Annotated in this window: 24 protein-coding genes and 1 pseudogene; 15 read left to right on the plus strand and 10 right to left on the minus strand. The window is 55.6% G+C overall.

Translation table 11 applies throughout. The features are described from left to right. From E3E30_RS00005 to E3E30_RS00040, 8 genes are all read right to left on the minus strand, one after another. On the minus strand, positions 1–1795 hold a 1795-nt coding region (locus E3E30_RS00005; RefSeq protein WP_167728022.1), incomplete at its 3' end, for a methyl-accepting chemotaxis protein. 25 nt (positions 1796–1820) lie between these two features. Then, positions 1821–2312, minus strand: a complete 492-nt coding sequence (locus E3E30_RS00010) for a chemotaxis protein CheD (RefSeq protein ID WP_042690881.1) — start codon at positions 2310–2312, stop codon at positions 1821–1823. A gap of 3 nt (positions 2313–2315) precedes the next feature. Then, a complete protein-coding gene (locus E3E30_RS00015; protein WP_084606323.1) occupies positions 2316–3089 on the minus strand; it encodes a chemotaxis protein CheC in 774 nt (257 codons plus the stop codon). Then, complete coding sequence (locus tag E3E30_RS00020) at positions 3086–3718, minus strand: chemotaxis protein CheC (RefSeq protein WP_167728023.1); 633 nt, start codon at positions 3716–3718, stop codon at positions 3086–3088. Before E3E30_RS00020 ends, E3E30_RS00015 begins: the two co-directional genes overlap by 4 nt. Then, positions 3708–6062, minus strand: a complete 2355-nt coding sequence (locus E3E30_RS00025) for a chemotaxis protein CheW (protein ID WP_167728821.1) — start codon at positions 6060–6062, stop codon at positions 3708–3710. The genes E3E30_RS00020 and E3E30_RS00025 overlap by 11 nt, the downstream gene beginning before the upstream one ends. Continuing rightward, positions 6037–7146, minus strand: a complete 1110-nt coding sequence (locus E3E30_RS00030) for a chemotaxis response regulator protein-glutamate methylesterase (RefSeq protein WP_042690877.1) — start codon at positions 7144–7146, stop codon at positions 6037–6039. Before E3E30_RS00030 ends, E3E30_RS00025 begins: the two co-directional genes overlap by 26 nt. 11 nt (positions 7147–7157) lie before the next feature. After that, positions 7158–7520, minus strand: coding sequence for a response regulator (locus E3E30_RS00035; protein WP_042690875.1), 363 nt, complete (start codon positions 7518–7520; stop codon positions 7158–7160). Beyond that, positions 7495–8358, minus strand: coding sequence for a protein-glutamate O-methyltransferase CheR (locus tag E3E30_RS00040; protein ID WP_042690873.1), 864 nt, complete (start codon positions 8356–8358; stop codon positions 7495–7497). Before E3E30_RS00040 ends, E3E30_RS00035 begins: the two co-directional genes overlap by 26 nt. A gap of 245 nt (positions 8359–8603) precedes the next feature. Between E3E30_RS00040 and E3E30_RS00045 the strand changes: the two genes are divergently transcribed. Then, positions 8604–9812, plus strand: coding sequence for a methyl-accepting chemotaxis protein (locus tag E3E30_RS00045; protein ID WP_167728024.1), 1209 nt, complete (start codon positions 8604–8606; stop codon positions 9810–9812). Positions 9813–9816: 4 nt separating this feature from the next. Beyond that, complete coding sequence (locus E3E30_RS00050; RefSeq protein ID WP_042690870.1) at positions 9817–10257, plus strand: chemotaxis protein CheW; 441 nt, start codon at positions 9817–9819, stop codon at positions 10255–10257. On the opposite strand, the gene E3E30_RS00055 is transcribed toward E3E30_RS00050, so the two are convergent. Then, the gene (locus E3E30_RS00055) at positions 10254–11297 is read right to left on the minus strand and encodes a hypothetical protein (RefSeq protein WP_167728025.1); all 1044 of its coding nucleotides are present in this window, start codon (positions 11295–11297) and stop codon (positions 10254–10256) included. The two genes, E3E30_RS00050 and E3E30_RS00055, sit on opposite strands and share 4 nt — an antisense overlap. Positions 11298–11329: 32 nt before the next feature. On the opposite strand from E3E30_RS00055, the gene E3E30_RS00060 reads away from it, so the two are divergent. Both E3E30_RS00060 and E3E30_RS00065 read left to right on the plus strand, forming a co-directional pair. After that, on the plus strand, positions 11330–11659 hold the full coding sequence (locus E3E30_RS00060) for an archaellum operon transcriptional activator EarA family protein (protein WP_042690868.1): 330 nt from the start codon (positions 11330–11332) through the stop codon (positions 11657–11659). Between the two features lie 9 nt (positions 11660–11668). Then, positions 11669–12622, plus strand: a complete 954-nt coding sequence (locus tag E3E30_RS00065; RefSeq protein ID WP_167728026.1) for a class I SAM-dependent methyltransferase — start codon at positions 11669–11671, stop codon at positions 12620–12622. Positions 12623–12634: 12 nt separating this feature from the next. Here the strand turns inward: E3E30_RS00065 and E3E30_RS00070 are convergent, their stop codons facing one another. Further along, positions 12635–16213 (minus strand): CARDB domain-containing protein, encoded by a 3579-nt coding sequence (locus tag E3E30_RS00070; RefSeq protein WP_240922546.1) that lies wholly within the window; start codon positions 16211–16213, stop codon positions 12635–12637. 186 nt (positions 16214–16399) lie between these two features. Here E3E30_RS00070 and E3E30_RS00075 point away from each other — a divergent pair, with 186 nt between their 5' ends. From E3E30_RS00075 to E3E30_RS00125, 11 genes and pseudogenes are all read left to right on the plus strand, one after another. Continuing rightward, complete coding sequence (locus tag E3E30_RS00075; RefSeq protein WP_167728028.1) at positions 16400–17077, plus strand: flagellin; 678 nt, start codon at positions 16400–16402, stop codon at positions 17075–17077. Between the two features lie 39 nt (positions 17078–17116). Then, a pseudogene (locus tag E3E30_RS11390) lies at positions 17117–17446 on the plus strand (archaellin/type IV pilin N-terminal domain-containing protein); the annotation flags it as partial. A gap of 766 nt (positions 17447–18212) precedes the next feature. Beyond that, entirely contained in the window at positions 18213–18875 is a 663-nt protein-coding gene (locus E3E30_RS00085) for a flagellin (RefSeq protein WP_167728030.1), read from the plus strand. 50 nt (positions 18876–18925) lie between these two features. Further along, entirely contained in the window at positions 18926–19588 is a 663-nt protein-coding gene (locus E3E30_RS00090) for a flagellin (RefSeq protein WP_167728031.1), read from the plus strand. 10 nt (positions 19589–19598) lie between these two features. Next, positions 19599–20381, plus strand: coding sequence for a flagellin (locus tag E3E30_RS00095; protein ID WP_167728822.1), 783 nt, complete (start codon positions 19599–19601; stop codon positions 20379–20381). A 12-nt stretch (positions 20382–20393) separates the two neighbouring features. Further along, positions 20394–20873 (plus strand): flagella accessory protein C, encoded by a 480-nt coding sequence (locus E3E30_RS00100; protein ID WP_167728032.1) that lies wholly within the window; start codon positions 20394–20396, stop codon positions 20871–20873. Positions 20874–20876: 3 nt separating this feature from the next. Then, positions 20877–22298, plus strand: a complete 1422-nt coding sequence (locus tag E3E30_RS00105) for a FlaD/FlaE family flagellar protein (RefSeq protein WP_167728033.1) — start codon at positions 20877–20879, stop codon at positions 22296–22298. 23 nt (positions 22299–22321) lie between these two features. Next, positions 22322–22858 carry a flagella gene (locus tag E3E30_RS00110; protein WP_167728034.1) on the plus strand — a complete coding sequence of 179 codons (537 nt, stop codon included), beginning with the start codon at positions 22322–22324 and terminating at the stop codon, positions 22856–22858. Then, a complete protein-coding gene (locus tag E3E30_RS00115; RefSeq protein ID WP_167728035.1) occupies positions 22858–23331 on the plus strand; it encodes a flagellar protein G in 474 nt (157 codons plus the stop codon). The genes E3E30_RS00110 and E3E30_RS00115 overlap by 1 nt, the downstream gene beginning before the upstream one ends. A 42-nt stretch (positions 23332–23373) precedes the next feature. Next, entirely contained in the window at positions 23374–24072 is a 699-nt protein-coding gene (locus E3E30_RS00120) for an ATPase domain-containing protein (RefSeq protein WP_042690850.1), read from the plus strand. Position 24073: 1 nt separating this feature from the next. Then, on the plus strand, positions 24074–25714 hold the full coding sequence (locus E3E30_RS00125; RefSeq protein WP_042690848.1) for a type II/IV secretion system ATPase subunit: 1641 nt from the start codon (positions 24074–24076) through the stop codon (positions 25712–25714). The last annotated feature ends 9 nt before the right edge of the window (positions 25715–25723 follow it).

Below are 25723 nucleotides of genomic sequence, written 5' to 3' on the forward strand. Positions count from 1 at the left end.
CGAAGCCCCTACCAGCTTCTCCAGCCCTCGCTGCTTCAATAGCCGCGTTGAGGGCGAGTAAGTTAGTCTGCTCAGCAATATTCGTAATCACATCCGTAATCTCCTCAATACTCCTACTCATCTCCGCGACCTTCGTAACGGCGTGCTCAATCTTGCTCATGGTCTCCTGGATGCTCTCTATCTGCTGGGCCGAGACCTCGCTCTTCTCCCTTCCCTCGTTTGCTATGCTGACGACTTCACTCACCGCGCCTTCGAACTCTTCCATTGCCCTGACGCTCTCGGCGCTGGTTTCTGCTACAAAGCGCATTCCCTCGGTAATCTCGTTGATGCTCTCCTGCTGTCTCTGCGCCTCTATGCTCACCTGCTGGACGGCCTCATTAACCTGGTTGATGGCTTCAGTAACGTCGGTCGCTATCTGCGCCAACACGTTGGCTTTCTTTTCGAGTTCGTCAGTGACGTTGACGATTTCTCCTATGAGTCCCTTGAGCTTGTGAGTTGTGTCGCGGAGGTCTTCAAGGATTTCCTTGAGCTCGCCCTTGGCCTCGGCCGTTAGGCCGTTGCTCAGGTCGCCTTCAGCCAAGCGCTCAAGCTTCTCTCCTATTACCGTCAGCGTTCCAACGAGGTCTTTTCCAACGGACTCGAAGGCCCTGATGAGTGCACCAATCTCATCGTCCTCAAGGTAGCGGATGCCCTTGAGCTTCCTGCTCACCTCGCTCAGCCTGCCCTCGGCCAGGTCTCTGGCAACTTCGCTGAGCTTTTCAAGCGGCTTGAGCGAGTTTGAGACGAGCTTGTATGATATGCCCGCGAGAATCGCTGACATGGCTAGTATTATCACGGTTAGGAATACCGTTGACTTCTTTGTCGCTTCGCGGGTGTCGTTAACCGCCTTTATTATTCCCGCACTTATCTCGTTGACTGGGACCTTGGCGAAGACGTACCAGCCGGTTTCGGGCACTTTAACACCAGCGGCTACCGCTCTAACTCCGTTGAAGGTGTATATCGTGGTTGCCTTGTCCTTCCCACTCTGGATAATCTCCGCAACGGGCTTGAGGGTGGGTTCCTTGAAGACGTTCAGGGTCATCTCGTACTTCTCGTTGGGATGCATAATTATGGTTCCATCCGAACCGACAACGTATGCGTAGCCCGTCTCTCCGACCTTGACTTTCTTAACCGCCTGCGCGAGGGTATCAATGAAGACATCCAGACCAACGACACCGATGAGCTTACCGTTGAGATAAACGGGAACGGCGTAGGTTATAACCCACTTTCCGCTGGAGGCATCCTTATACGGCTGACTCCAGACGGGGCCGTTCTTCGCGACGGCCTCTTGATACCAGGGCCTCTTCCTCGGGTCGTAGCCCTGGGGAAGCTCCTGCTCGGGGTAGATGTACATGTTGCCGTTAACGTCGCCGAAGTAAACGCCGCTGAGCAGGGGTTCGGCCTTGGCTATGGCCTTGAAGTGGTCGAGGAGGACCGGCTTGAGCTTCTCAGCATATCCTGGACTTCCAAAGGAGACTCCCTGCTCGTTAAGTTCCGTGATTGCCTGGATTACCATCTCTGACGTCGCGGTTCCCAGGGCTTCGACCTCCTTGAAGAACCCGCTGAACTGGTTGGCGAGCGCCTCTGCCTGGGCGAGGGTCATGTCCCTCGCCTGCTGGTCTATCTCGGGCGCGAGCTTCTCCTCTATGATGTTGCTGGTGTGGTCGCCGGTGTAGAGCATCATTGCACTCGCGACCACCGTTACGAGGAGCAACGCCACGACGACGATGCCCACCATCTTTGTCTTGAAGTTCATCGAACCACCCCCGTGAGCTCCTGATTTAATAAATCTTCTCGATGACCTTTCCGCCGGAAACACGCCTCATCCTGACTTTACCCGTCGAGAGGTCGAGGTAGATAGTCCTTCCACCCTTTCCACCCGTGTCTTCCGCGACAAGTCGTATGCCGTACTTCTTGAGCTCCCTCTTTGCGACCTCGACGTTCCTCTTGCCTATCATCAGCTTCTCGCTGGTCACGTTGGTGAACATGTGCGCCCCTCCGAAGAGCTTTGCCTCAGCTCGCCTTGGATTCCCGCCGAGCTTCTGGATGTCCCTGATGAGCAGCTGCAGGCCGGTATCAACGTACTTCGCAGGGTTTCCCTTGTTGCCGTAGTAGCTCGCCTCGGGCAGGAGCGCGTGGAGCAGGCCGCCGACCTTGGTTAGGCGGTCGTAGAGGGTTATACCGACACAGCTACCTAACCCGTAGGTGCTGATTATCCCCTCCTTCTTGCCGACCGCGTAGTCGCCGATACCGACCTTTATCTCCGCCGGCAAGGTTCAACCCTCGGTTTTCTCGTTGATTGTAGGCTCGGAACCTTCAGTGGGGCTTTCCTGGGCTTCCTCCGGGGCGTTTTCGGTGACTTCCTCAACCTTGCTCTCCTTCACCTCTTCGCCCGGCTCTATCGTTTCCTCGGGCGGTATCTCGGGCTCGACGTCCTTCACCTGGGCCTCAAGCTTGCCGACGAGCTTGTCAAAGGCGTCTTTGGTCGGCACTAGATAGAACAGGCTCTCTATTCCAGTGTCCTTCTGGTAAAAGCGCGTCTTGAACATTATGACCTCGGTGACGTCCCTGAGGTCGGGCCTCGACAGCTCCTTCTCAACGTCGTAGAGGCTCTCAGCCGGCTTCGGCGGGCTCAGGGAAACGGGCTCCTCGATGAGCTTGGCGAGGATGTCGGTGTAAACCGAAATCAGTATGTTGCCTATCTCCATTATCGCCGAGCGTCCCATCTCGTCTATCCCCTCGTCGCCGGGGTCCATTCCAAGGAGCGTCATGACGAGAGCTTTGGCGCTCTCCTTGGGGAACTGGAGTATCGTCAGACCGCTGAGCCCCTCGGTTATGTCGAACATGACGACGAAGCTGTTCTTTATGCCCCTGCTCGCGAGCTCGTGGAGGAACTTTGCCCTTGGAAGAACGCTTACAGTAGGGGGCTCCATCTCTATCTCGCCTATCATGTTCGAGAGCGCCGTGAGAGCGTGGCTCATCGCTATGTTGGAGGCTTCCCTAAATATGTCCTGATACCACTCCGAAAACCAGTTCTTGTGCCCGCTCATACGAATCCCCCCAGCAGGGTCTCAACAACCTTCTTCATCGAGGCCGGGTGCGGGATAATCGTGAAGTGCTCCTTGAACTCGATTCCCTCAATCTTCATTTCGGTTTTGAGGAGCATCGTGTAGTCGCAGTGCTGGGCAACGTCGGCCAGTGCAAAGTCCAGTATCGCCGGGGTGAAGTCAATCGCGATGTCCGGCGGCGTCTGGTTGATTTCCGTTCCCAGGAACTCGCTGAGGGCGTTGGCGAAGGCCGAGATTAGGATGTTTCCCATCTCCATAACGGCCGACGCAACCATGTCGTCGAACTCGGTCGTCGTCCCGGGTTCCTGGCCCATCATGAGGTCGAATATCCTCAGCGCGTCCTCGAAGTCAAGGAAAAAGAACGCGTGGCCCTCGAAACCCCCGCTGAGCTGTATGTAGACTGCCACCTTGACGTCCTCACCGACCTTCTCGGGGACCGCTTTGATTGAGGTTATCTCTATCTCCGGAACCGTGATGTTCACCGTCAAACCTGTCATCTCGCTGAGGGCATCGGCCGCCCTGGAGGCGCCTATGTTGAAGGTCTCAACTAACGCGCTCTTGGCGAACTCGTCGAGGTTCTTTATGTACTCCTCGTAGTTCTCAGATTCCACCACGTCCACCTCCGAGGAGACCGTTAATCTCGATAATCAGCACGACGCTACCGTCACCGAGTATGGTCGCTCCTGCGAAGCCGCTGATGTGCGAGAGCATCTTGCCGAGGCTCTTGATGACGATGTCCTTCTTGTGGAGAAGCTCGTCAACTCCTATGGCCACCTTCTGGGCGCCGAGGTCAACAACCAAAGCCGGGAACTCCTCAAGCTCAGGCATCGGCAGGCCGAAGAGCTCGTGGAGCATTATGACCGGTATAATCTCGCCGCGGAGAACTATGACCTCCTTTCCGCCGATGCTCTTGAGGTTCTCGCGCTTTATCTCGATGCTCTCAAGGATGTTGTTTATCGGAACCGCGTAGACCTCGTCCTGCACCTTGATGAGGAGCGCCTGGATGATGGCCATGCTCACGGGCAGCTTGAGCACGAAGGTCGTTCCCTTTCCGACCTCGCTGTAAACGGCTATGCTTCCATTGAGGCTCTTGACGACCTCCTTGACAACGTCCATACCGACTCCTCTTCCTGAAACGTCCGTGACCTGGTCCTTGGTGCTGAAGCCCGGCAGGAAGATTAGGTTTATCGCCTCCTCGTCGCTCATCTCAGCCGCCTGCTCCGGCGTGATGAGACCCTTCTCTATCGCCTTCCTCTTAATCTTCTCCGGGTCTATGCCCCTTCCATCGTCCCTGACGATTATCTCGACGTGGCTCCTCTCACGCCTTGCTATGAGCTCAAGCCTTCCCGCCCTCGGCTTGCCGAGCTTCTCGCGCTCCTCCGGTGGCTCAATACCGTGGTCTATGGCGTTCCTGAGGAGGTGGACGAGAACGTCGCCGAGCTTGTCGAGTATCGTCCTGTCAACCTCGATGTCCGCTCCTTCGATGATGAACTCGACTTCCTTGCCCATCTTTCTCGCGAGCTCGCGGACCATCCTCGGGAACTTGTTGAAGACCTCGGCGACAGGTGTGAGGCGCATCTCCATTATCTCGTCCTGCAGCTCGGTGAGAAGCCTTGAGAGCGTTGAGAGGGTCTCCAAAAGCTCTCTGTCGCCGAGCCTCTCGGCTATCTGCTCCAGCCGGCCCTTGGTGATGACCAGCTCACCGACGAGGTTCATCAGCCTGTCGAGGTGGCTGACGTCAACCTTGATTATCTTGGAAATCTTGACCTTCGGGGTCTTTGTCGGGCCCTTTGCGGCCTTTTTCTCCTTCTTTTCGGCCTTCTCTGCCTTCTTTTCCTCCTTCTTTTCGGGCTTGGGCTGGGCCTGAGCCGGGGCCTCTTCCCCAATCTCCCTAACGTCGGCGTTTTCGACGTCCGGGTGCTTGGTGATTATCTTAACTATGTCCTCCTTGTTGAGGTTCGTCCTCAGAATGACCCTGAAGTAGTAGCCGTCAATCAGCTCGCCGTTCTGGATGTCAATCGCGTTGGGCTCGGTCTTCTCAACGACTCCAACCTTCTGAAGGTCTTGGAGAACGAGATAAGAGCGAACTCCCTTGAGCGGTGCGTCTTTCTGGAGGTAAACCGTGACCTCGTACTTCCTTTCTCCTCCTTCTCCTCTACCTTCTCCGCTTGCAACGGTCTCGCCGCCGAGCGTCTGAACCTCGACCTTCTCAACCTCGGGATGCCGAGAAACGACTGTTTTAATCTTCTCCGGGTCCTCTTCTGTCTCTATGACGAACTCGAGCACATCGACGTCTGCCTTTCCGTCCTCGATGACCTTCCTCTCGGGGTTGGTCTCGACGACGACTCCAAGCTCCTCCAGGTCGGAGAGGATGAGAAAAGCCCTGACCCCCCTCAGTGGGGCGTCCTTCTGGAAGTAGACCTTCACGAGGTAGCGGTTGCCGGCGGGGGGAGCTTCTGGCGCCTCGGCTTCCTCCCCTTCTCCCTCTTCGGGGGCTTTCTCCTCTTTCTCCTCCTTTTCCTCTTCCTTCTTTCCGCCGCCTGCCCCCGCCTGGTCGAAGAACTTCTGGGCCTTCTCGAAGAGCGAATCAACGTCGAAGTCGCCCTCCTCCCCCGTCTCCTCGATGTTGTCAACCATGGCCTCGATGATGTCGAGGAATTCGAGGAGGACGTCTATAAGCTCGGGAGTTGGCTCAATCTTACCGCTCCTGACGAGGTCGAAGAGGTTCTCCATCTTGTGGGCCACTTCGCTGAGCTTCATGAAACCCATCGTCGCGGCCGTACCCTTGAGCGTGTGGGCGTCGCGGAAAATCTGGTCTATCATTGCCTTCTTCTCTTCTTCGCTGCCGCCTTCCTTGACTATCTTCTCCAGCGTGAGTATGGCGTTGCTGAGGCTGTCTATCCTATCCCTCGCATCGGCGAGGAACTCATCAAGGTACTGTGAAAGGTCCTCCACCGCCACCACCCCGCTTTATCTTGTTCACTGCCATCACAACGGTGTCGGCGATTTTATCGAGCGGCACGATGTAGTCAACCATGCCCGTCTCGGCGGCCGCCTTTGGCATTCCGTAGATTATCGAGGTCTCCTTGTCCTGCGCGATGGTGATTCCGCCCTTCTTCTTGATGGCGACTATTCCCTGGGCCCCGTCGCGTCCCATTCCCGTCATGACGACGCCGACGGTTTTCCTTCCAAAGACCTCCGCGGCGGTAATCATCATCGGGTCGGCCGCGGGCCTTACGCCGTGTATCTTCGGCTTCTTGTTGAGGGTTATCACGGGCTTTCCGCGCCTCAGCTCGACCTCCATGTGGTAGTCGCCCGGTGCAACGTATGCCCAGTCCTCCTCGATGGGTTCACCGTCTTCCGCCTCCTTCACGTTGAGCTTGCTGACGCTGTCGAGCCTCTTGGCGAAGGACTTCGTGAAGCCGGGGGGCATGTGCTGGACGAGCAGGATTGCCGCGCCGAGGTGCTCGGGGAACTTGGGGAAAACCTTGAGGAGGGACTGCGGTCCACCGGTTGAGGCCGCCATTGCAACCGCAATCCTCGCGGGAACCCCTTTCCTCTTGACCTTGCTCTTCTGGGCCCTCAGCAGTCTCGTCCTCTTGAGCTCAAGGAACCTCTTTGGAACCTTCGCCGCCTCCTTGATTTTCGCGATTATCTCGTCCTTCATCTCCTTCATGCTGAGGGAAATGGAAGAGCTGGGCTTGGGGATGAAGTCAATCGCCCCGTACTCGAGGGCCTTTATCGTTGCCTCGGCCCCCTCCTGCGTGAGTGCGCTCACCATGATTACCGGCGTCGGGCTCTGCTTCATTATAACCCTGAGGGCGTCGAGGCCGTTCATTCGTGGCATTTCAATGTCGAGCGTTACCACGTCGGGCTTGTGGAGCTTGACCATGTTTATGGCCTCGATTCCATCACGGGCTTCGCAACAGACTTCTAGCTCGGGGTCGGAGTTGATTATATCCCTGAGTATCTTGCGCATGAAGGCGGAGTCATCAACGACGAGTACCCTAATCTTTTTCTTGGGTGAGCTCAGGGGCATCATCACTCACCCTAACTCGACAGTACGCGGTTGATTTCCTCAAGCACCTTCGGGGCCTGGAAGGGCTTGACGATGTATCCAGAGGCGCCGGCCTTGAGGGCTTCCATGACCTTGCTCTCCTGCCCGACGGCGGTAATCATGATTATCTTGGCGTTGGGGTCGATTTTCTTTATCTCGCGGACGGCCGTTATTCCGTCCATCTCCGGCATGACTATGTCCATCGTTACCACGTCGGGCTTGAGCTCCTGGTATTTCTGAACGGCCTCCTTTCCGTTGCTGGCTTCGCCAACCACCTGGTGGCCGCCCTGGGTCAGTATCTTCTTCAGGAGCATGCGCATAAAGGCGGCGTCATCTACGACCAAAACCCGAGCCATGCTTCTTCACCTCCAGGTTCTTGCGATAAATCCTCGCGACGAGGTCGTACAATTTGAACAGCTTTGCCGCGTTTCCGAGTATCGTCTCGGTTTTACCCAGAATCAGGAAACCGTGGTCTTCGAGGGAGTCGTACAGCTTGGCAAATATCTCCTCCTGCGCCTCCCTCTTGATGTAAATCAGCACGTTGCGGATGAATATGACGTCGAAACCCGTTGGATACCTCGGGCTGAAGAGGTTGAACTGCTGGAACTTAACGAGCCTCTTCACCTTCGGTGAGACGCGGTAGCGCTCGTCGCTGACCCTCGTGAAGTACTTAGGTATCATGTGCCTCGGAACCTGCTTCTCGACGACGTCAACCGGGTATTCGCCGCGCATCGCGACCGCGAGGGCTTCTCTGTCTATATCGGTCGCGAGTATCTGAACCCTGAAACCGCCGAGGTTCTCTCCAAGGGCCTCGTAGAGGGTCATCGCTATTGAGTAGGGCTCCTGTCCCGTGGAGCAGGCCGCGCTCCATATCTTGAGCGAGGAGCTGTGCTGTTCCTTCTTTATCTTCACGAGCTCGGGGATGACTTTCTTCTCGAAGGTCTTCCAGACGATTGGGTCGCGGAAAAACTCGGTGACGTTTATAGCGACCGTTAAGAGCAGTTCGTCAAGCTCCTTCTTGTTCGTCTTTATCAGGCGGTAATACTCCATGAAGTTCGTAATCCCCAGCTTTCTCATCCTCGCGCGGATTCTCCTCATAAGGTAGGAATCCTTGTAGGCGTCACTGCTAACCTTGAGGTGCCGAAAGAGCTCCTCCTTAATCTTCAGGTAGCCGGGGTCCCTGTAGTCCATCATACGGCCCACTCACCTTGGTGAATGTCCGGGATGAAGGCGAGCCCGTTGGGGGCTCAACGAAATTCCCTACAAGTTTATGGGCCTTTTCTCATAAAAAGCCTTTAGTGTAGATGGTTGTGTAGGTGCATACGCAGGTCGTTACGAATCGAAGGGTTATTATAGTGACTCGTAGCACTGGTTATTACATACATACGAAAGTCTTTTATCCCCGAAGTGACAATAAGTACCAGTCAGGGGGTGCGCCCATGGGCAGGTCAGTAACTCTCGCCTCGGTGCTATCGGTTCCAGTGGTCACGCTCGCGGGTTCTGCGGTTTCTCTAGCGGTGGGTGCAATAGCGGGCATCGGCACTGCTCTGGTCGTTGGACTCTACCTCTCCTCCGGCTCCCGAAGGGAAGACCTCCTCGACGTTCTTGAGAAGCTAATCGAGGGGGAGCACGTTCCCCTTGAGGGCTTTGACCAGGAGACGGCCTCCCATCTTCTCCGCATAGCCGAAAAGGCAAAATCAAAGAGGGAGGTCAGGATTGAAAGGGTCGGCGTTCCGGAGGAGGTTCGCGAGGCCCTTGAGGAGCTCAGGAACGCCGACGAGAAGGCAACATCGCTTCTTGAGAGCACCGACTTTGAGGTTTCCCTCGACTCCAATGGACTGCTCACCCTCATTCAGGACGAGCGCTCCCGCGTGGCGGAGCTCGGAGACTACATCCAGACCCTCACCGCAGGCATTGAAGAGATGAACACCCAGGCTCAGGCGCTGACCGATTACGCCCTCGAAACGGCTAACATGGCCGAGAAGGGCAAGCAGATTTCCGATAACGTGGCTTTGAACGTCGCGAGCATCAACGAGGTCAACCAGGACATGGAGAAGGCCCTTTCGCTCCTCGTCGAGCACTCCAAGAGGGTCGGCGAAATCGTCGAGGTCATCGGCAACATCGCGGAGCAGACGAACCTTTTGGCCCTCAACGCCGCAATAGAGGCCGCGAGGAGCGGAGAGCACGGAAGGGGCTTCGCTGTGGTCGCTGAAAACATCCGCGAGCTGGCAGACCAGTCCAAGAAGTCAACCGACCAGATTGCAGAGCTGATTAGGAACATGCAGGAGAGCATTGACAAGGTCGTCGGCTCAATAAAGAAGGAGTTCACGGTCACAGAGGAGATAAAGGACGCCGTTCAAGAGCTCATCGCGGCCTTCGACGATATAGCGAGACGCGCCAACGAGACGGCCAACATGATAAAGGAGCTCTCCGACAGCATCGAGGGCCAGGCCCAATCGGTTCAGATGCTGATGGACACCCTGGACAGCGTTTACAAGGTTCAGGAAGACCTCTCGACTGAGATTGACGGCTTCACCACCTTCGTCGCGGACGTCCAGACGAGGCTGGAGGAGATTAGAAAGGGTCTTAAGGAGCTTGCCGAATCGGTTTCGCGTTCACGTGAACTCCTTGAAAGGGTTGGGGGGTGATACCTTGGGGGAGATTCAGGTTGTGGCTTTCATGGTCGGCAACGAAGAGTTCTGCCTTGACATCTCCAAGGTCAGGGAAATCAAGGAGATGATGCCCATAACCCGCGTTCCCAACGCGCCGGACTTCGTTGAGGGCGTCATAAACCTGCGCGGTCAGATTACCACCGTCGTCAACCTCAAAAAGCTCCTCGGCTACTACGACCCGGACGAGGACCTCTCCAAGAAGAAGATTATCATCGCCGAGGTCAAGGATGAGGTTGTCGGCATAATCGTTGACGCCGTCTCGGACGTCATAACCCTCACCGACGAGCAGATAGAACAGCCTCCGAAGACCCTCGCCAGCAGGGTGGACATACGCTACATAAAGGGCATCGCCAAGATAAACGACGGCGAGAGGCTTCTCATAATGATTGACCTCGACAAGCTCCTCGGCGACGAGTTTTAGAGGAGGTTGAGGTCCTTTAGAATTTCCTCTATGTCGTCTTTCTTCTCTTCGGGCTCCTTCTCAACGGCTCCGAGCTTGAGCATTAACTTCTGCACCTGCTCCTCCAGCCTTCTCAGCTCCTCGAACTGGTAGCGCAGCTTCTCGTAGAACTCCTTCTCTACCGGCGTCACGGGGACGGGCTCTCCGAGCATCTCGGCAATCCTGTCAATCTCACCGGCCAGCTCGTAGGTTATCCTGTGTATCTCGATGAAGCTCTTCTCGGGCGAGAGCTCTTTGTCCCCGCGCTTCATCGGGAGTTCGAGCCTCTTGGTCTTGACTATGACCTCGTTGAACTTGGAGTAAACGTTCTCGTCCGGGACGGAAACGATGGCCAGCTTCCTCAGGTTCTTGAGGAGTTCTACGAGGTTCTCTTTGAGCTCCTGGAACTCCTTCTGCCCCTTCCCTGTCAGGACGTAAACCTTCGCTATGTCCCTGAGCGAGAGGAGCGCGCGCTTGGCTTCGAGAAGGCCCTCGCGGAGCTTCTCCGGCTGCAGTGTTATCGCGGCCTTGATGACCTCAAGGAACTCCTCCACTTCCTCGTTCTTCCGCCTCTCGATGACCTCTTCGAGGTGCTCTATCTCCTCCTCAAGCTCCCTGATGATTTCCTCTTTCAGCTCCTCCTTTATAAGCTCCCTGCTCTCCTCGACTTCCCTTTCCAGCTTTTCGACCCTGCCTTCGAGCCTCTCAAGGCCGTTCTTAACGCTCCCAATCTCGAAGTCGAACTTCGTCTCGAACTTCTTGAACTCCTTCAGGGACTTTTCAAGTGAAGCCAGCTTCTCCCTTATCTCCTTCAGCTCCGGGATTTGGGCCGGGCTTCTCTCGGAGCTTCTCAGTTCTGAAATCCTCTTTTCAATGGCAGAACGGAAGCCGGTGAAGTTCTCTTCGAGCTCCATGAGGTCGTCCTTGAGTTCGAAGTACCTCGCGAGAACCTTGTTCGTGACGTCCCTAACGTAACACGATGCACCTGCATGGCCAGCTACATAAAGTTCAGAGGGGTACAATCAGCTCAGAAAAAGCCCGGGGTGGTGGAAGGATGAACTCGGTGGTGATAGACCCGCAGGTGCTCAGGTCATTGCACCGCAGTGAGCTCAGGAAGAAGATACTGATGTACCTGAACGAGATATACCCGTCCGCGACGTACCTGTCCGAGATTGCGAGGGTCGTCGGTTCTGACCCCTCCAACGTTAGGGGCGCTCTCGTTGGTCTTGGTAACCGCTACAACGGTGAGAGCTCCCTTGTCTATCTCGGCCTCGTTGAGGAGATAGCGAGCAACGGCTTCAAGTACTACCGCCTCACGGAATACGGCAAGAAGGTCGTGGACTACCTGAAGGAATACTACCGCTACTACAGGCGGTTCCTGTGAGGTGGGGAGATGTCCTCCCCGAGGGTCGTGGACACCAACATTGACCACATGGTTAGGATTGCCATACTCCAGATTGTTTCCCTCGGCACGAAGCACGGTATATTTTCCCTCCTCGCGAAGGAACCCACCCTTCAGGAGCTCCTTGACAAGGTTGGCCTCCCAAACAGGGCTCTCCTAGTTAAGTTCGTCTCAACCCTGCAAGACCTCCGAATCGTCGAGGTTCGCGCCGGGAGGCTCCACCTCAACGGTTTTTCATATACCCTTGAGATTCCGCCCGACAAGTACGACCTCCTTCTCCCGGACTGGGTGTCAATCCACGAGGAGATTTATCGAATGGTGGACTACGCCTTCATAACGCCCACTCATCCGCACATCCTCATGGACTTCGACAAGGATGCCGACTTCTGGGACATGAGGATGAGCACCTCCTTTGCGAGGGCCTACCGTGAGGTTATGGCCGACGTCGCCGACCTGGGGCCGGGTTTGGCGGTTCTCGACATAGGTTGTGGTTCGGTCTCGCCGGAGTTCTTTGGCAGGATTGTGGGCTACGATGGCCTCTACCTCGGCCTCGACTACTCGCCGGCGCTCCTTGAGATAGCCCGCTCCAGGGCCGAGGAAAAGAACCTTCCAGTTTCCCTTAAAGAGCTCGACGCTCGGCTCATACGGCCCGTCAACGAGTACGATGCCGTTCTGATGAGCTTCGTCCTTGAGTACATCCCGGACAGGGTGAAGGTTCTCAAGAACGCCTTCGAGACGCTGAAGAGCGGGGGCAAGCTGGTGATGGTCGAGCCCTTCAGGGACGCCTTTGAGAACGTCTCAGCCCTTGAGTTCTTCGAGGCCCTCAACAGGGACTTCACGGGCTTTCCGACGGTGAGGGAAGTGACGAGGGCCCTGGAGAAGATGGGCTTCGACTTCAAAACCGAGCGCCCTGGAAGAAGCATTCTCGTCGTGGAAAAAGTTTAAAGAAGGGAAAGTTCAGGCCTTGAGGGCCTTTTCCAGGATTTCTATTGCCTTCTTGAGCTCGACGTAGGCCTTGCGCAGGTACGGGAAGAGCCTTATGTTGCCGATGTTGCTGAGAACCGGGCCGTACTTGGCGGCCTCCTTGTAGTAGCCCTCGGCCAGCTCCTTGTGCTTGAGGGCCTCCTGGAGCGTTGCGTTTGAGACGTTGGCCTTTACAGCCTCCTGGTAGAGCTTCTCGAAGGTTTCGATGTTTCTGGTGTAGTAGAGGTAGTAGAGGTAGTTGACCCTCATCAGCGTCAGAACGAGCCCGCTCGCGCTGAGTGACGCTCCCCTGGTTGCCTCCGCCAGGACGATGAGCTCGTTGTTGCTCTCGTTGCTCTCCTGAATCCTGTTGTCGGGGTCAACGACGGCCTTTATGGTGTAGTTGCCCTCCTTCTCGGGCGTCCACTTGAAGGGCAGCGAGAACTCCGCTCCCTCCGAAACCTCGCTGACGGTCACCCTTCCGACTTCGGTTCCATTGACGTAGAGAACGACGTCGAAGGGCCTGTCAACAGGTCCGCCGAGGTTCTTTATCGTGACGTTTATCGTCTGCGGGACGCCGACGTAGAACTTAGTCGGGCCGATGGCCTCGACCTTGAGGTCGGGTAACTTCACACCGAGGGCGTATTCGCTCAGGTGGCTGACGTTGGCCCAAACGTAGTTGTGCACCGGGTCCCTTCCGAAGCCGAAGACGGTTATGTTGCCGTACGGCGAGTTGTCCGGGATGGTCTCTCCGACGTGCTTGCTGAGGTCAATCCACTCGGTTCCGTTCCAGTAGAGGAGCGTCACCGCGTTCTCGCTTATGCCGAGCCTCTTGAGCATCTCGTCGCTGTAGGTCAGGTTGAGGATTACCCACGAGTACTTTACCGTCTCGTTGGTCTCGACCTTGACGTACTTGAGGTCTTCGTAGCCCTTGGCAGTCATCTTCACCCTCGCGTCTTCGTTTTCAACTCCTGAGGCGACGGTGACGTTCATGGTGACGCTCTCGTTCTGGGCCGGGGCGACGACTATCTGGGTCTGGTTCTCGACGTTGACCTCGTGGGTCTCGTTGGCTGTGAGGTTGAGCTCCCTCGTCTCGACGGCCTTTCCAAAGAAGTTGACGAGCTTAGTTGTGACGTGGCCGGCTTCATCCACCGCGGTGACGTTCAGGATGTAGTCTTCGAGGCCCCTGATGGTGAAGTTGAACATGACCGAATAGCCGTTTATTGCATAGGTGAAATTCAGGCTGTTCCGCTCTATGACGTCCGTTACGTTCGTGATTGTATAGTTCACCTGCTTAATTCCTCCGTTGTCCCAGACGCTTATGTTAATCGTTACGTTCTTTCCGACCTCCTGAACCTGGGGCGTCACCGTTGCGGTTACTGCCGGCGGGAGGGTGTCAACGGTGCTGTGCACCCACAGGTCCCAGTCTATGTCAAAGAGCGCTCCCTTATCGCTCACGAATCCAAATTTGATGATAAGCCATCTCCATACACCCAGCGGAAGGTCTTCTACCTTTATCCTGGCAATTCCATTTCCGTTCTCGTCGGTGAAGCCGATTTCCTTGTGCTCCTTGCCGTTGGAGTAGTAGGAGTAGTAGAAGACGCCCTTTCCCGGGAGCTTAATTGGAACCTCCAGCTCACCGCCGGTGTATTCGACGTCCCTGGGAAGCTCAAGCCCGCTGGTTACGTAGTAAATCCTCTCGGTGGTGTGACTTCCTGCACTGCAACCTCCACCGCCGTCCGGGTCCCTGTAGCAGAGCCAGTTGTTGGGGAGAATCTTGAACAGGTAAACCCCTGGGCTTACGTTCCCCGGAACGGTCGCGTTCGAGGTGACGTACAGGGAAGTCACGTTTCCGATGTAGTTCCAGTCAAAGTACTGGCCGAACTCAACAACGGTCGGGGTCTTGAGGCCCCAGTCAATTCCCCTGTCGTCCGCCGGCTCGATGTTTATCCTGACTCCGTCGGAGGTCATGTTAACGAAGACCCTCGCCCTCGGCGTGTCAACGGTCGTGTCCTCGTACGCTCCCGACCTGTGGATGAAGAGAACCTCGGGCTTCCTGTCCCAGACCGTGTTCGGCAGTCTCTCCGAAGGAACCGAAACGTTGGCGCTGAACCTGCCGTCTTCGTCTGTCTTCACAGTTTTAACGCCCCAGGGGGTGAAGATGTACACGGTCTCGTTGGCGAGTCCCCTGTAGAACTTCTCCCAGTCGTAGAACCAGTCCTTGGTCTTGTTCTTGAGGTCGCCGCTAATCATGAGGGTGTCTCCGGTCTTAAGTCCCGTCTCGGGGCTGTACGTCAGGTTGACCCAGGCGCTGCCCCATAGGCTCGGCCTCAGGGTGTAAATCCTTGCCATTGCATCCCCAATCCTGACCTCGCCGTAGTATGCCCACTCCGGAACGGTTATCCTCTTGATGACGCTCTTGGTGCCGTTGAAGGTCACGAGGGTGGTGTTGGTTTCTCCTCTCCAGTCCCACACCCAGGAGCGGAACTCCCAGCGGTACCAGGTGACGGTCATGTTGTAGGTGCCTTCCCTGGTAGTGTTGACGACGAGGGAAATGCTCTGGCCCGGCTCCGCCAGAACCCTGTCGGGCGTTATCGTGAAGATTAGGGGCGTCTCGTTTGAGGTCTCGTTGGTTGGCGGCTGGGGAGCTGGGGCGGACTTTTCAATTCTTATGTCGTGGGAGCCGACCCCCGCGAGGATTTCAATCCTGTCGCAGTCTGGAACGGTCAGGGTGAAGTTGGCGTAGCCGTCCCTCACGCCAACCGTTATGTTGTCCGTGATGGTTGTCCAGTTGCTGTAGTACCACCTCTTCAGCTCAACGGTGAGGTTTCCGCTGTAGGGCGCGTTTGCCCCGGCGTCCCAGACGAGAAGGTGAACTGTCACGTTCTGGCCGACGTATGCTTTATCCGGGCCTATGAGCTTGGCGAGGATTATTTTCTCACGAACCTCGAAGTGGGACGCCGTTCTGCCGTCGAAGAGAACCTCACCGGCTCCGGTCTCGTTGAACCTGAGGGTGAGCTTCAGCTTTCCGTCGGTGACGTTCACGACTTCGCTCCTGACTTCCTTCCCGTTGAAGAGCACCGTCACGTTGACGGCTCCGCTGTAGGGCGTGAGGACGTAGGGCGTGACGAGCGTCCACTCGATGCTGTAGCTCCTGTTGGCCTGGAGCTCCAGGTCTTTCTCGATGAAGAGGTACGGCGGAACTTTCTCGACGTCAATCCAGGTGCCCGTTGAGAGGTTTCCGTACGTGGCCCTTACCCAGTAGCCGCCTTCCTCCGCGAAGGTCAGGTTCAGGCTCGCAAAGCCGTCCTCGTTGGTGGTGACGTTGTAGAGCCCGTCCTCGGTTTCGATGATTACCGTCGCGTTCGCTATTCCGCCCTCGCCGGGCTTCCAGAGCACGACCGCAATCGTCACGGTCTGGTTCGGCTCAACGAGCCTGCTCGACGGCCAGATGAAGAGCTGGACGTTCTCAGTTCTGCTGTAGGCGTAACTCACTCCCATGACAGCGGGCACACCACTGCCGAGGAGCAACAGTATTAATGCCACCACTATTGCTCCCTGCCTTCTTACCATGGGAATCACCGTAACCTTATGCTCTTGTCCCCTTTATATACCTTAGCGGTAGTTTCGCCGAGGCCATCGTAGTTAGTACCTACATATGCACCTACATAACCACCTACACTACTAAGAACAAAAAAGGGCTTTATATTTTCCGGGCGTAACCCCTAACGCAGAAAACCCTACGGGGGTGCGTGGTGAATGAAGGCCAGGACCAGAAGAGGTGCCGTTGGTATCGGTACCCTGATTGTGTTCATAGCCATGGTTTTAGTGGCGGCAGTTGCCGCGGCAGTGCTGATTAACACGAGCGGTTACCTCCAGCAGAAGGCTTCCAGCACCGGCAGGGCTAGCACCCAGCAGGTTGCCAGTGGCATACAGGTTGAGAGGGTTGTGGGTAAGGCTAATGGAAGCCTTGAGTACATCCAGCAGTTGGCCATATATATAACGCCCAATGCTGGTAGCGCTGGTATTGACCTTAAGAACACCAAGCTTGTTCTCAGCAACGGCACCGTTGAGGCCGTTCTCATGTACAACACTACCAGCACATCCAAAGCGTTCACCTTGGGTCCAGTTGCCGACATTTTCAACACAAGCCTTGATGCTTGGAAGAACATAACCCAGAACAAGACCAACTATGGTATTATTGTCATCCAGGATGGCGACTCCAGCCTTAGCGCTGACTACCCGACCCTCAACGAGGGGGACATTGTCGTTCTGACAGTGTACGTTGGAGCAGATGACAAGTCCGGTGTCTTTGGATACGGAATAGCTCCAGGCAAGAAGGTCACCGGTGAAGTCGTTCCGGAGTTCGGTGCCCCAGGAGTCATCGAGTTCACCACTCCGAGCACCTACACCGAGCAGGTTATGGAGCTCCAGTGATTTCGTTTCCTTTCCAAATTTTAGGAGGGAGGTGAGAGAATGAGGAAGGGAAGGAGGGGTGCCGTCGGTATCGGTACCCTCATTGTGTTCATAGCCATGGTGCTCGTCGCGGCCGTAGCGGCGGCCGTGCTGATTAACACGAGCGGTTACCTCCAGCAGAAGGCTTCCAGCACCGGTAGAGAGACCACTCAGGAAGTAGCGAGTGGAATTCAGGTCACTAAGGTCGTTGGTTATATTGACGGTGTTGCTAACCCTGCTCAGGGGAAGATAACTAGGCTCGCTGTCTACGTCAGTCCGAACGCTGGCTCAGCTGGCATAGATATCAGGAAGACCAAAATAATTCTCAGTGATGGCAACTCTCAGGCAGTGTTCTCATACAGGTATGAGGACTACAACGCCAACCTTTCAGCCATGATAAATGCGTCACTCGTTAATGCTTACGAGACCAGCAACGAGACCTACTACGTTGCCCTTGAAGACACTAGTGGAAACACCTACATCATAAATGGCTTCCCGAGCAGTGCCATAAGCTGGGATGCAGCCAACAAAAAGCTAATCCTCTCAGGTGCTACGGTTAGCGTTAGTGGAAGCACTTACACGATTTCATATGACTCCGCCTCAACTAACACGGCCAACATAACCTTCACAAATGAAGTCGTCAGCATTGGACCTGCCTTCACCGATGGCGTCGTTGCCAATATCTTCGACAAGACCCTTGAGAGCTGGGGCAACATAACCGGCTCCACTAACTTTGGAATAATCGCAATCCAGGACGCCGACAACTCCCTCAAGCCCAAGTACCCGACCCTCAATGGCGGTGACATTGCCGTGCTCACCGTCCCTGTTGGAGGCTACTACTACTGGGTTGACAGGGCTGTCAGTGGCGTGACATTGGAGTATGTTGATCCCAACACCAACACTGCAACTTCAGCATCAATCACTAAGATAACCCACCTCTACGTCTTCAGTTCAGTGTTCGGTAGCGGCTTCGCACCGAGGCAGAAGATTGAGGGTAAAGTCGTTCCGGAGTTCGGTGCTCCGGGCGTCATCGAGTTCACCACTCCGACCAGCTACACCAGCTTCGTCATTGAGCTCCAGTGATTTCCTTATCTAACTTTATTTGAGGAGGTGAGTGATGATGTTTAGGAGGAGGAAAGGTGCGGTCGGTATTGGAACCCTCATAGTGTTCATTGCCATGGTGCTCGTTGCGGCCGTGGCGGCGGCCGTCCTCATCAACACGAGCGGTTACCTCCAGCAGAAGAGCCAGGCCACGGGAAGGCAGACCACTCAGGAGGTAGCGAGCGGAATTAAGGTCACCAGCGTCGTTGGATGGGCCCAGAAGAACGCCGATGGTACCTTCGACAATATAACCAAGCTCGCCATCTATGTTACTCCGAACGCGGGTTCGGCTGGTATTGACCTCCGGAAGACCAGAATAACACTCAGTGACGGCAGGATTGAGGCTACCCTTAAGTACAATGAGAGTGTCTACACTAACAGTCCTGTTGCAGATGTATTTAACGATTCAACAATAAATTGGGCTGACCTCGCAGCTACTGGCTTTGGCATAATCGTCATACAGGACAGCGACGGCTCAGTCAAGCAGAACTTCCCAACTCTTAACAAGGGGGATATAGTCGTCCTCGCTGTCAACGCAGGAGCAGTGTTCAGTGACACTAGCGGAATACCTCCAGGCACGAGGGTTACTGGTGAGGTCGTCCCCGAGTTCGGTGCCCCAGGAGTCATCGAGTTCACCACCCCCAGCACCTACACCCAGAGCGTCATGGAGCTCCAGTGATTCTGCCCCCTTTCCCTTTCGTTCTTTGAAGATTTTTCGGAGGTGATGCTATGCGTAGGGGAGCAATAGGCATCGGCACGCTGATAGTCTTCATCGCAATGGTCCTCGTGGCAGCGGTGGCAGCAGGTGTCATCATCGGTACCGCGGGCTACCTTGAGCAGAAGGCCCAAGCCGCCGGAAGGCAGACCACCCAGGAGGTCGCGAGCGGTCTCAAGGTAATCAACATCTACGGCTACGTCAACACGACCCCTCCGAGCAAGGGAACCATAACCAAGATGGCCATCTTCATAGCCCCCAACTCGGGCAGCGAGGGCATCGACCTGAGCAACGTTAAGATTGTCCTCAGCGACGGCCTTAAGCTTGTCGTCTACAACTACAGCGGAATCCTCTACAGGGGCGTCATAGACGACCTCTTCAACAGCACAGATACCAACATTACACAAACTTGGAACAATTTAACAAACACGAACTTCGCCATCGCTGTAATCCACGACGGCGGGAGCGAGATGGACACGAGGCACCCGAACCTTGAGTGGGGCGACATGGTTGCTCTGCTCATAAAGACGGTCGTCTTCAAGACCGAGGACGGCAAGGAGGGCATTGGTCCAGCGACCAAGATAGTCGGTAAGGTCATTCCCGAGGTCGGGGCGGCCGGTGTTATAGACTTCACCACCCCGGCGACGTTCAACTACAACGTGATGGTGCTGCAGTGAGGTGGTGACCATGAGGAGAGGTGCGATAGGTATCGGCACGCTCATCGTCTTCATCGCGATGGTGCTAGTGGCGGCAGTTGCCGCTGGGGTGCTCATAAGCACCAGCGGCTACCTCCAGCAGAAAGCTATGGCCACCGGCAGGGAGACCACCCAGGAGGTGGCGAGCGGTATAAAGGTGCTCAACATCTACGGCTACACCCCCGCAGACCCGCCCGGGAGCGGTAAGATAACCAGGATGGTCATCTACGTCAGCCCCAACGCGGGAAGCGGTGGAATTGACCTCGCTCACGTCAAGGTCGTCCTCAGCGACGGCAAAAGGATGGCAGTTTACCGTTACGTTGACCCGCAAGCAGATAACCTTTCAGAGAACTATTTCCTCTACAGCGGTGATGTAAGTAATGTCTTTGCCAATGTTAGCGAAAACTCCAGTGGGGTCATTTCGCCGACTCCCAGTCTGACACCACTTGAAGACAACAATACCTTGGCTACCCTTTGGAAGAACCTTTACAACGCCACTGTTGATGGCAAGATGCTCTTTGGTATCATTGTCGTTGCTGACAACGACGAGAGCCTCAGCGGAAGCTGGCAGCACCCGACCCTGAGCTGGGGCGACATCGCGGGAATAGCCCTCTGGACTATACCCTTTGACGGCGACAACAACGTCACTGACGGCTACGGTATCGGCCCCGGAACCAAGGTTACCGGTAAGGTCATACCCGAGACGGGAGCGGGTGGCGTCATAGACTTCACCACCCCGAGCACCTACACAGACAACCTGATGGAGCTCCAGTGAGGGGGTGGGAAAATGGCCCTTGACTTCCTTTCATCTTTATTCAAGAAGAAGCCCAAGGAGGAACCCACCCCCGCCGCCCCTGAGCCTATGGAAGTTGAGGAGCTCGAAGAGGAAGTTGAGAGCAGGCAGGAGAACGAGCAGATTACGCAGATACTCGAGAGGATAAACGAGATTGAGAACGACATCCCGAGGATAAAGATAAGCATTGACACCCTCAAGAAGCAGATACAGGAACTCCGCGACGACATAGACAGGCTCGACAAGACCATCAAGGACGTCATGATGCTCTACGAGGTCATCAGCCAGGAGATAAACCCCTTCAAGGAGCAGATGGGGCAGGAGAACCCGCTCACCAGTGAGATACAGGAGCTCAGGAAGGAACTGGAAGACTTAAAGCTTGAAATTGCCCAGATAAAGAATGACATAAAGGTGCTCGCCGGCTACGGCGTTGACCTCGATTCGATAATCTATGAGGTGCTCGCGGAGGTGTGACGCATGGAGATGGCAAGGCTCGTCACCGAGGCAGACATCAACGCAAAGCTCGCGGAGCTCAAGGGCAAGGTTCCCAGCGTCATCATCAACGACCTCAGGGAGAAGCTGATAGCGAGAAAGGAGAACCTCACCTACGAACAGCTCGAGAAGATAATCCAGAAGGTCCTCGAAACCTACGGCAACCAGGTTACCAAGTACGAACAGCTCAGCAAGCGCGTTGACGAGCTGGGCAAGAGACTTACAGACCTCAGCATGCAGTTGAGCAGGCTCGTTGAGACCCTTGAAACGGCCAAGTTCGACGTCCACGAGAAGAAGGCCGAAACCGTCTCGAAGAAGGTTGAGGAAGTCCACGAGAAGATTGGCAAGCTTGAGGAGCTCCTTGAAGAGGAGGAGAAAGAGGAGGCCCCATCCGAGCTCGTTGAGAAGCTTGAGGAGCTCCACAAGAAGGTTGAGGAGCTCGCGGAGAAGGTTGAGGAGAAGACCGCCGCCGAGAAGCTTGAGGAGGCGCAGGAGAGGCTTGAAGAGCTCCAGGCCAAGATTGAGGCCGGCGAAGAGGTCAGCGAAGAGGAGCTTGCCGCGGCGGAGCAGGCCGTCGCCGAGGCCCAGGCCGAGCTCGCCCAGGCCGAGGAGAAGGCCGAAGAGGCCGAGGAAGTCACGGAAATCGAGGAAGTTCCCGAGGTTGAGGAGGTAACCGAAGTCCCCGAGGTCGAGGAAGTTGAGGAGCTCAAGGTTGAGGAGGTTCCAGAGGCCGTCGAGGAAGTCGAGGCGCCGAGCGAAGAGCTTGAAGTCGTTGAAGAGGCCCCAGAAGCTCCCGAGGCTGAAGAAGTTGAGGAGATTGAGGTCGAGGCCCCGGAGGAAGTGGAGGTAGTTGAGGCCCCTGAGGAGGGGGCTGAGGAAGTCGCGGAAGCCCTTCCCGAGGAAGTTGGTGAAGTTTCGATTGAAGAGGTTCCCGCTCATGAAGTTGTTGAAGAAAAGAAGGAGGAAGGTGGTGTTGGCATGGCTGAAAAGCTCCAGATTCCCGAGGACATCGCGAGCCTTCTCTTCGAGGAGGAGCCAAGGAAGGCCAGGCTTGAGAAGCTACCCGAGGACATCGTTTCCACCATGATAGCGCTCAAGTGGCTCGGGTTCCTCATAGACAGGGTCGGCATACAGAACCTTGAAAGGGTGCTTGAGTTCTACTACGAAATCGGCTGGATAAGCGAGGAGGTGCTCAACCAGCTGCTCCGCTACGCCAAGGGTACCAGACCGCACCACAGGGACCCCGAGTGGAAGCCGGCCGAGAAGCTCACCGTTCAGGACCACCTCATAAGCCTGCTCTTCATCGAGCGCCTTAGGGGACTCAGGATTAACAGGAACGTCCTTGACAAGCTGGAAAGGGAAATCAAGATGCTCGAGAAGACGCTCGATGAGTTCTACGGCATCTAAAGGAGCAATCCGGGGGGCGGCCTATGGGATTCAGCGTCTCAGCGAGTGCAGCGATAATCTTCATTTCATTTTTAATGGTGGCTGGGACGCTCTACACAGCCTGGGACAACACCTACACCAACGTTCAGGCCGCCCAGGAGTATTGGTATGAGATGAGGCTTTCCCAGCTGAATACACTGTCCTCTCTGAACGCTAAGAACAGTAGTGTAAGCACGGGGACTGACAGTAGTGGAAACCAGTACTACAACCTCACTCTCGCAATCCAAAGTAATGGAGTCACCCTCTATGTGCCCCATTGGAGTGGGACGTATGATGGAAAACTGATTACCCTTTACAACATTGACGACGATAACGTTGGTTTCCTCTCCGATTACGGCTATCTCCTCCCGGGGAATTCCGTTCAGCTGAACGTCACGTACATACCCCTAGATGAGACTAAGCATACTCTAAAGATAACCTTCGGCAACGGATGCTGGGTTATGTTTGACTGGTATTACAACACCACGAACAACGTGGTGTACGTAAACACATCCAGAGGCTGTCCAACGGAGGTGAGCTAATGGCGAGTGGCCCTGCGAGTGAGCTCATTATGTTCATCGTTGCAGTACTCGTCGCTGGAAGCGTTGCCGGCGCTCTGGCCTACGTTACCAACGACATAGCCCACGGAATCAACGAGAGGGGCGCGATGCTGGCTGACCGGCTGAGGACGGACTTCGCGATAATAAACGACCCGAATCACATTCCGGTTAATACATCAACTACACCATATACTTACACGTTTTACATCAAGAACGTGGGCAAGGAGATAATCCCCTTCACGAGCGATGCCGTTCAGGTATTCATAGACGGGAACCTCATTCCGGCGAGCCAGCTCTCCTTCGAGGACACCAGCGGGAACCCTATAACCTCCCTCCAGCCCTACCAGGTTGGCGTGATTAAGGTTCAGTATAGCCTCACTTCAGGTCAGACCTACACAATAACTGTTGTCCTTGAGAACGGGGTCAAGAGGAGCCTTGTATTCACGGCTCCGTGAGCCACTGACCGGCTAAAATAAAGCGAGACGGTGGTGGTCACATTGGTCGAGGAACTGCTCAAGATAGAGCTCAAGGGCGACGAGCTTCACAGGCGTCTCGGCGGTGGAATCCCTGCCGGGACGATTATGCTCGTCGAGGGTGACAGGGGTAGCGGTAAGTCCATCTTCGTCCAGAGGCTCCTCTACGGGTTCCTCATGAACGGCTACACCGCGAGCTACATCTCAAGCCAGTACACCACCGTTGAGTACATAAAGCAGATGGAGTCCCTGGGCTATGGGATAATCCCTTTTCTAATCAGAAAGAAGCTCATATTCGTCTCCCTCTATCCCCTCCTGAGCGGTGTGAGCGAGAAGAGAAAGTTCCTGAGCAGGCTTTTTGGTGAGCCCCGCCTCTGGGAGCCCGACGTCATGATAATCGATTCATTCTCATCCCTCCTCTCGCGCGAGCAGGACCCGTCTGCCGTTAGGGACTTCCTCCTCTACGTGAAGAAGATGGCCTCACTTGACAAGGTGATTATACTCACCGCGAACACCGAGGAAATTGACCGCGACTCGCTCTTCGTCCTTGAAGAGGCCTCGACGATGCTCATAAGGCTGAGCGTGAAGGTCTTCGGTGGTGACCTGAAGAACTCCGCAACCATAGTCAAGTACAACAACGCCAAGGGCGTCTTCCAGAAGATTATACCCTTCCGCGTTGAGCCGAAGGTGGGGCTGATAGTAGAGATAGCGGCGGTGGTGTGATATGGCGCAGGTGGTCAGTGACACCCTTGAGGAGGCAATGGCGAGGAACCCCCACCTTCGCAAGTACGTTGACCAGTTTAGGAAGAAGTACGGCAAGATGCCGGAGTTCCACGCCCAGCTCAGCAGGGACATGAAGGAGATAATGTACCCCAACATCATCTACCCAGTGGGAGACCCGATATTCATCCACATCTACGCCGACCCCGCCACCGCCGAAAAGCGCTACATCGTCATCGAGCCAAGGATAGAGAGCAGGGAAGAGGAGGAGAAGTACAACAAAATCCGTGACAAAATCCTTGAGATAGCCCCGACCAGGGACATCCCGGAGGAGCAGGAGGAGTTTGAGAGGTTCCTCGATGCCCTCTTCGATGAGGCCGTCTTGAGCCTCGTCAAGTCCGGTAAGGGAAGCCCCTTCGGCAAGGGCCAGCGCTTCGTTATAACCAAGGATGAGATGGAGAAGTTCCGCTACCTCATCAAGAGGGACATCATAGGTATCGGACCCCTCGAGCCCCTCGCGAGGGACCCCTACATTGAGGATATCCACATCATCGGTGCCAACAACGTCTCCCTCGTCCACAAGATATTCGAGATGATGCAGACCAACATAACCTTCGGCGACGACGTCAAGCTCGCTGACTACTTCAAGAACATATCGGAGCGCATTGGAAGGCCTGTCAGCGACAGGAACCCGATAGTTGACGGTGCTCTACCAGACGGCTCCCGTATAAACATCATCTACTCGCCGGACATCTCCATCAAGGGTCCGAGCGCGACAATCCGTAAGTTCTCGGCGACGCCGATAAGCATCACCCAGCTGATAGCGTGGGGAACGCTCAGCGCAGAGGTCGCCGCCTACCTCTGGATAGCCCTCGAGTACGGTATGAGTGTCTTCGTATGTGGTGAGACGGCTTCCGGTAAGACCACCCTCCTCAACTCGATTATCCCCTTCATCAAGCCCGGTTCGAAGATATTCACCGCCGAGGATACGCCGGAGGTTCAGGTTCCCCACCCCGTCTGGCAGAGACTCATCACGCGTGAGCGCGGTCCCGAGGAGAGCCGTGTTACCCTGTTCGACCTCCTCAAGGCGGCCCTGCGTTCGAGGCCGAACTACATCATCGTCGGTGAGATTCGTGGTGCTGAGGGTGCCATCGCGTTCCAGGCAATGCAGACCGGTCACCCGGTCATGAGCACCTTCCACGCGGGTGACATCAAGAAGATGATACAGCGTTTCACCGGTCATCCGATAAACGTCCCGATAACCTTCATTGACAACCTCAACATAGCGGTCTTCCAGCAGGCGGTCTACGTCAGGGGTAAGTTCCTGAGGAGAACGGTGAGCGTCGTCGAGATTGAGGGCTACTACGAGGAGCTCGGAGGAGTTGCGACGAGGAACGTCTTCGAGTGGGACCCCGTTGCGGACAAGCACATCTTCAGGGGTTTCAACAACTCCTACATCCTTGAGAGGAAGATAGCCGAGATTGCCGGCTACGAAGACCCGAAGGACATCTACAATGAGCTCTTCCTGCGCGCGAGAATCCTCCAGAGGATGGTCGAGCTCGGCATAACCAACTACTGGGACGTCTACAAGGAAATCAAGGCCTTCTACCTCAGGGGTCTCGAAGGCTTGAGCTTCAGGGTCTGAGGTGATGCC

This window comes from Thermococcus sp. 9N3 (assembly GCF_012027685.1).
Classification (GTDB): domain Archaea; phylum Methanobacteriota_B; class Thermococci; order Thermococcales; family Thermococcaceae; genus Thermococcus; species Thermococcus nautili.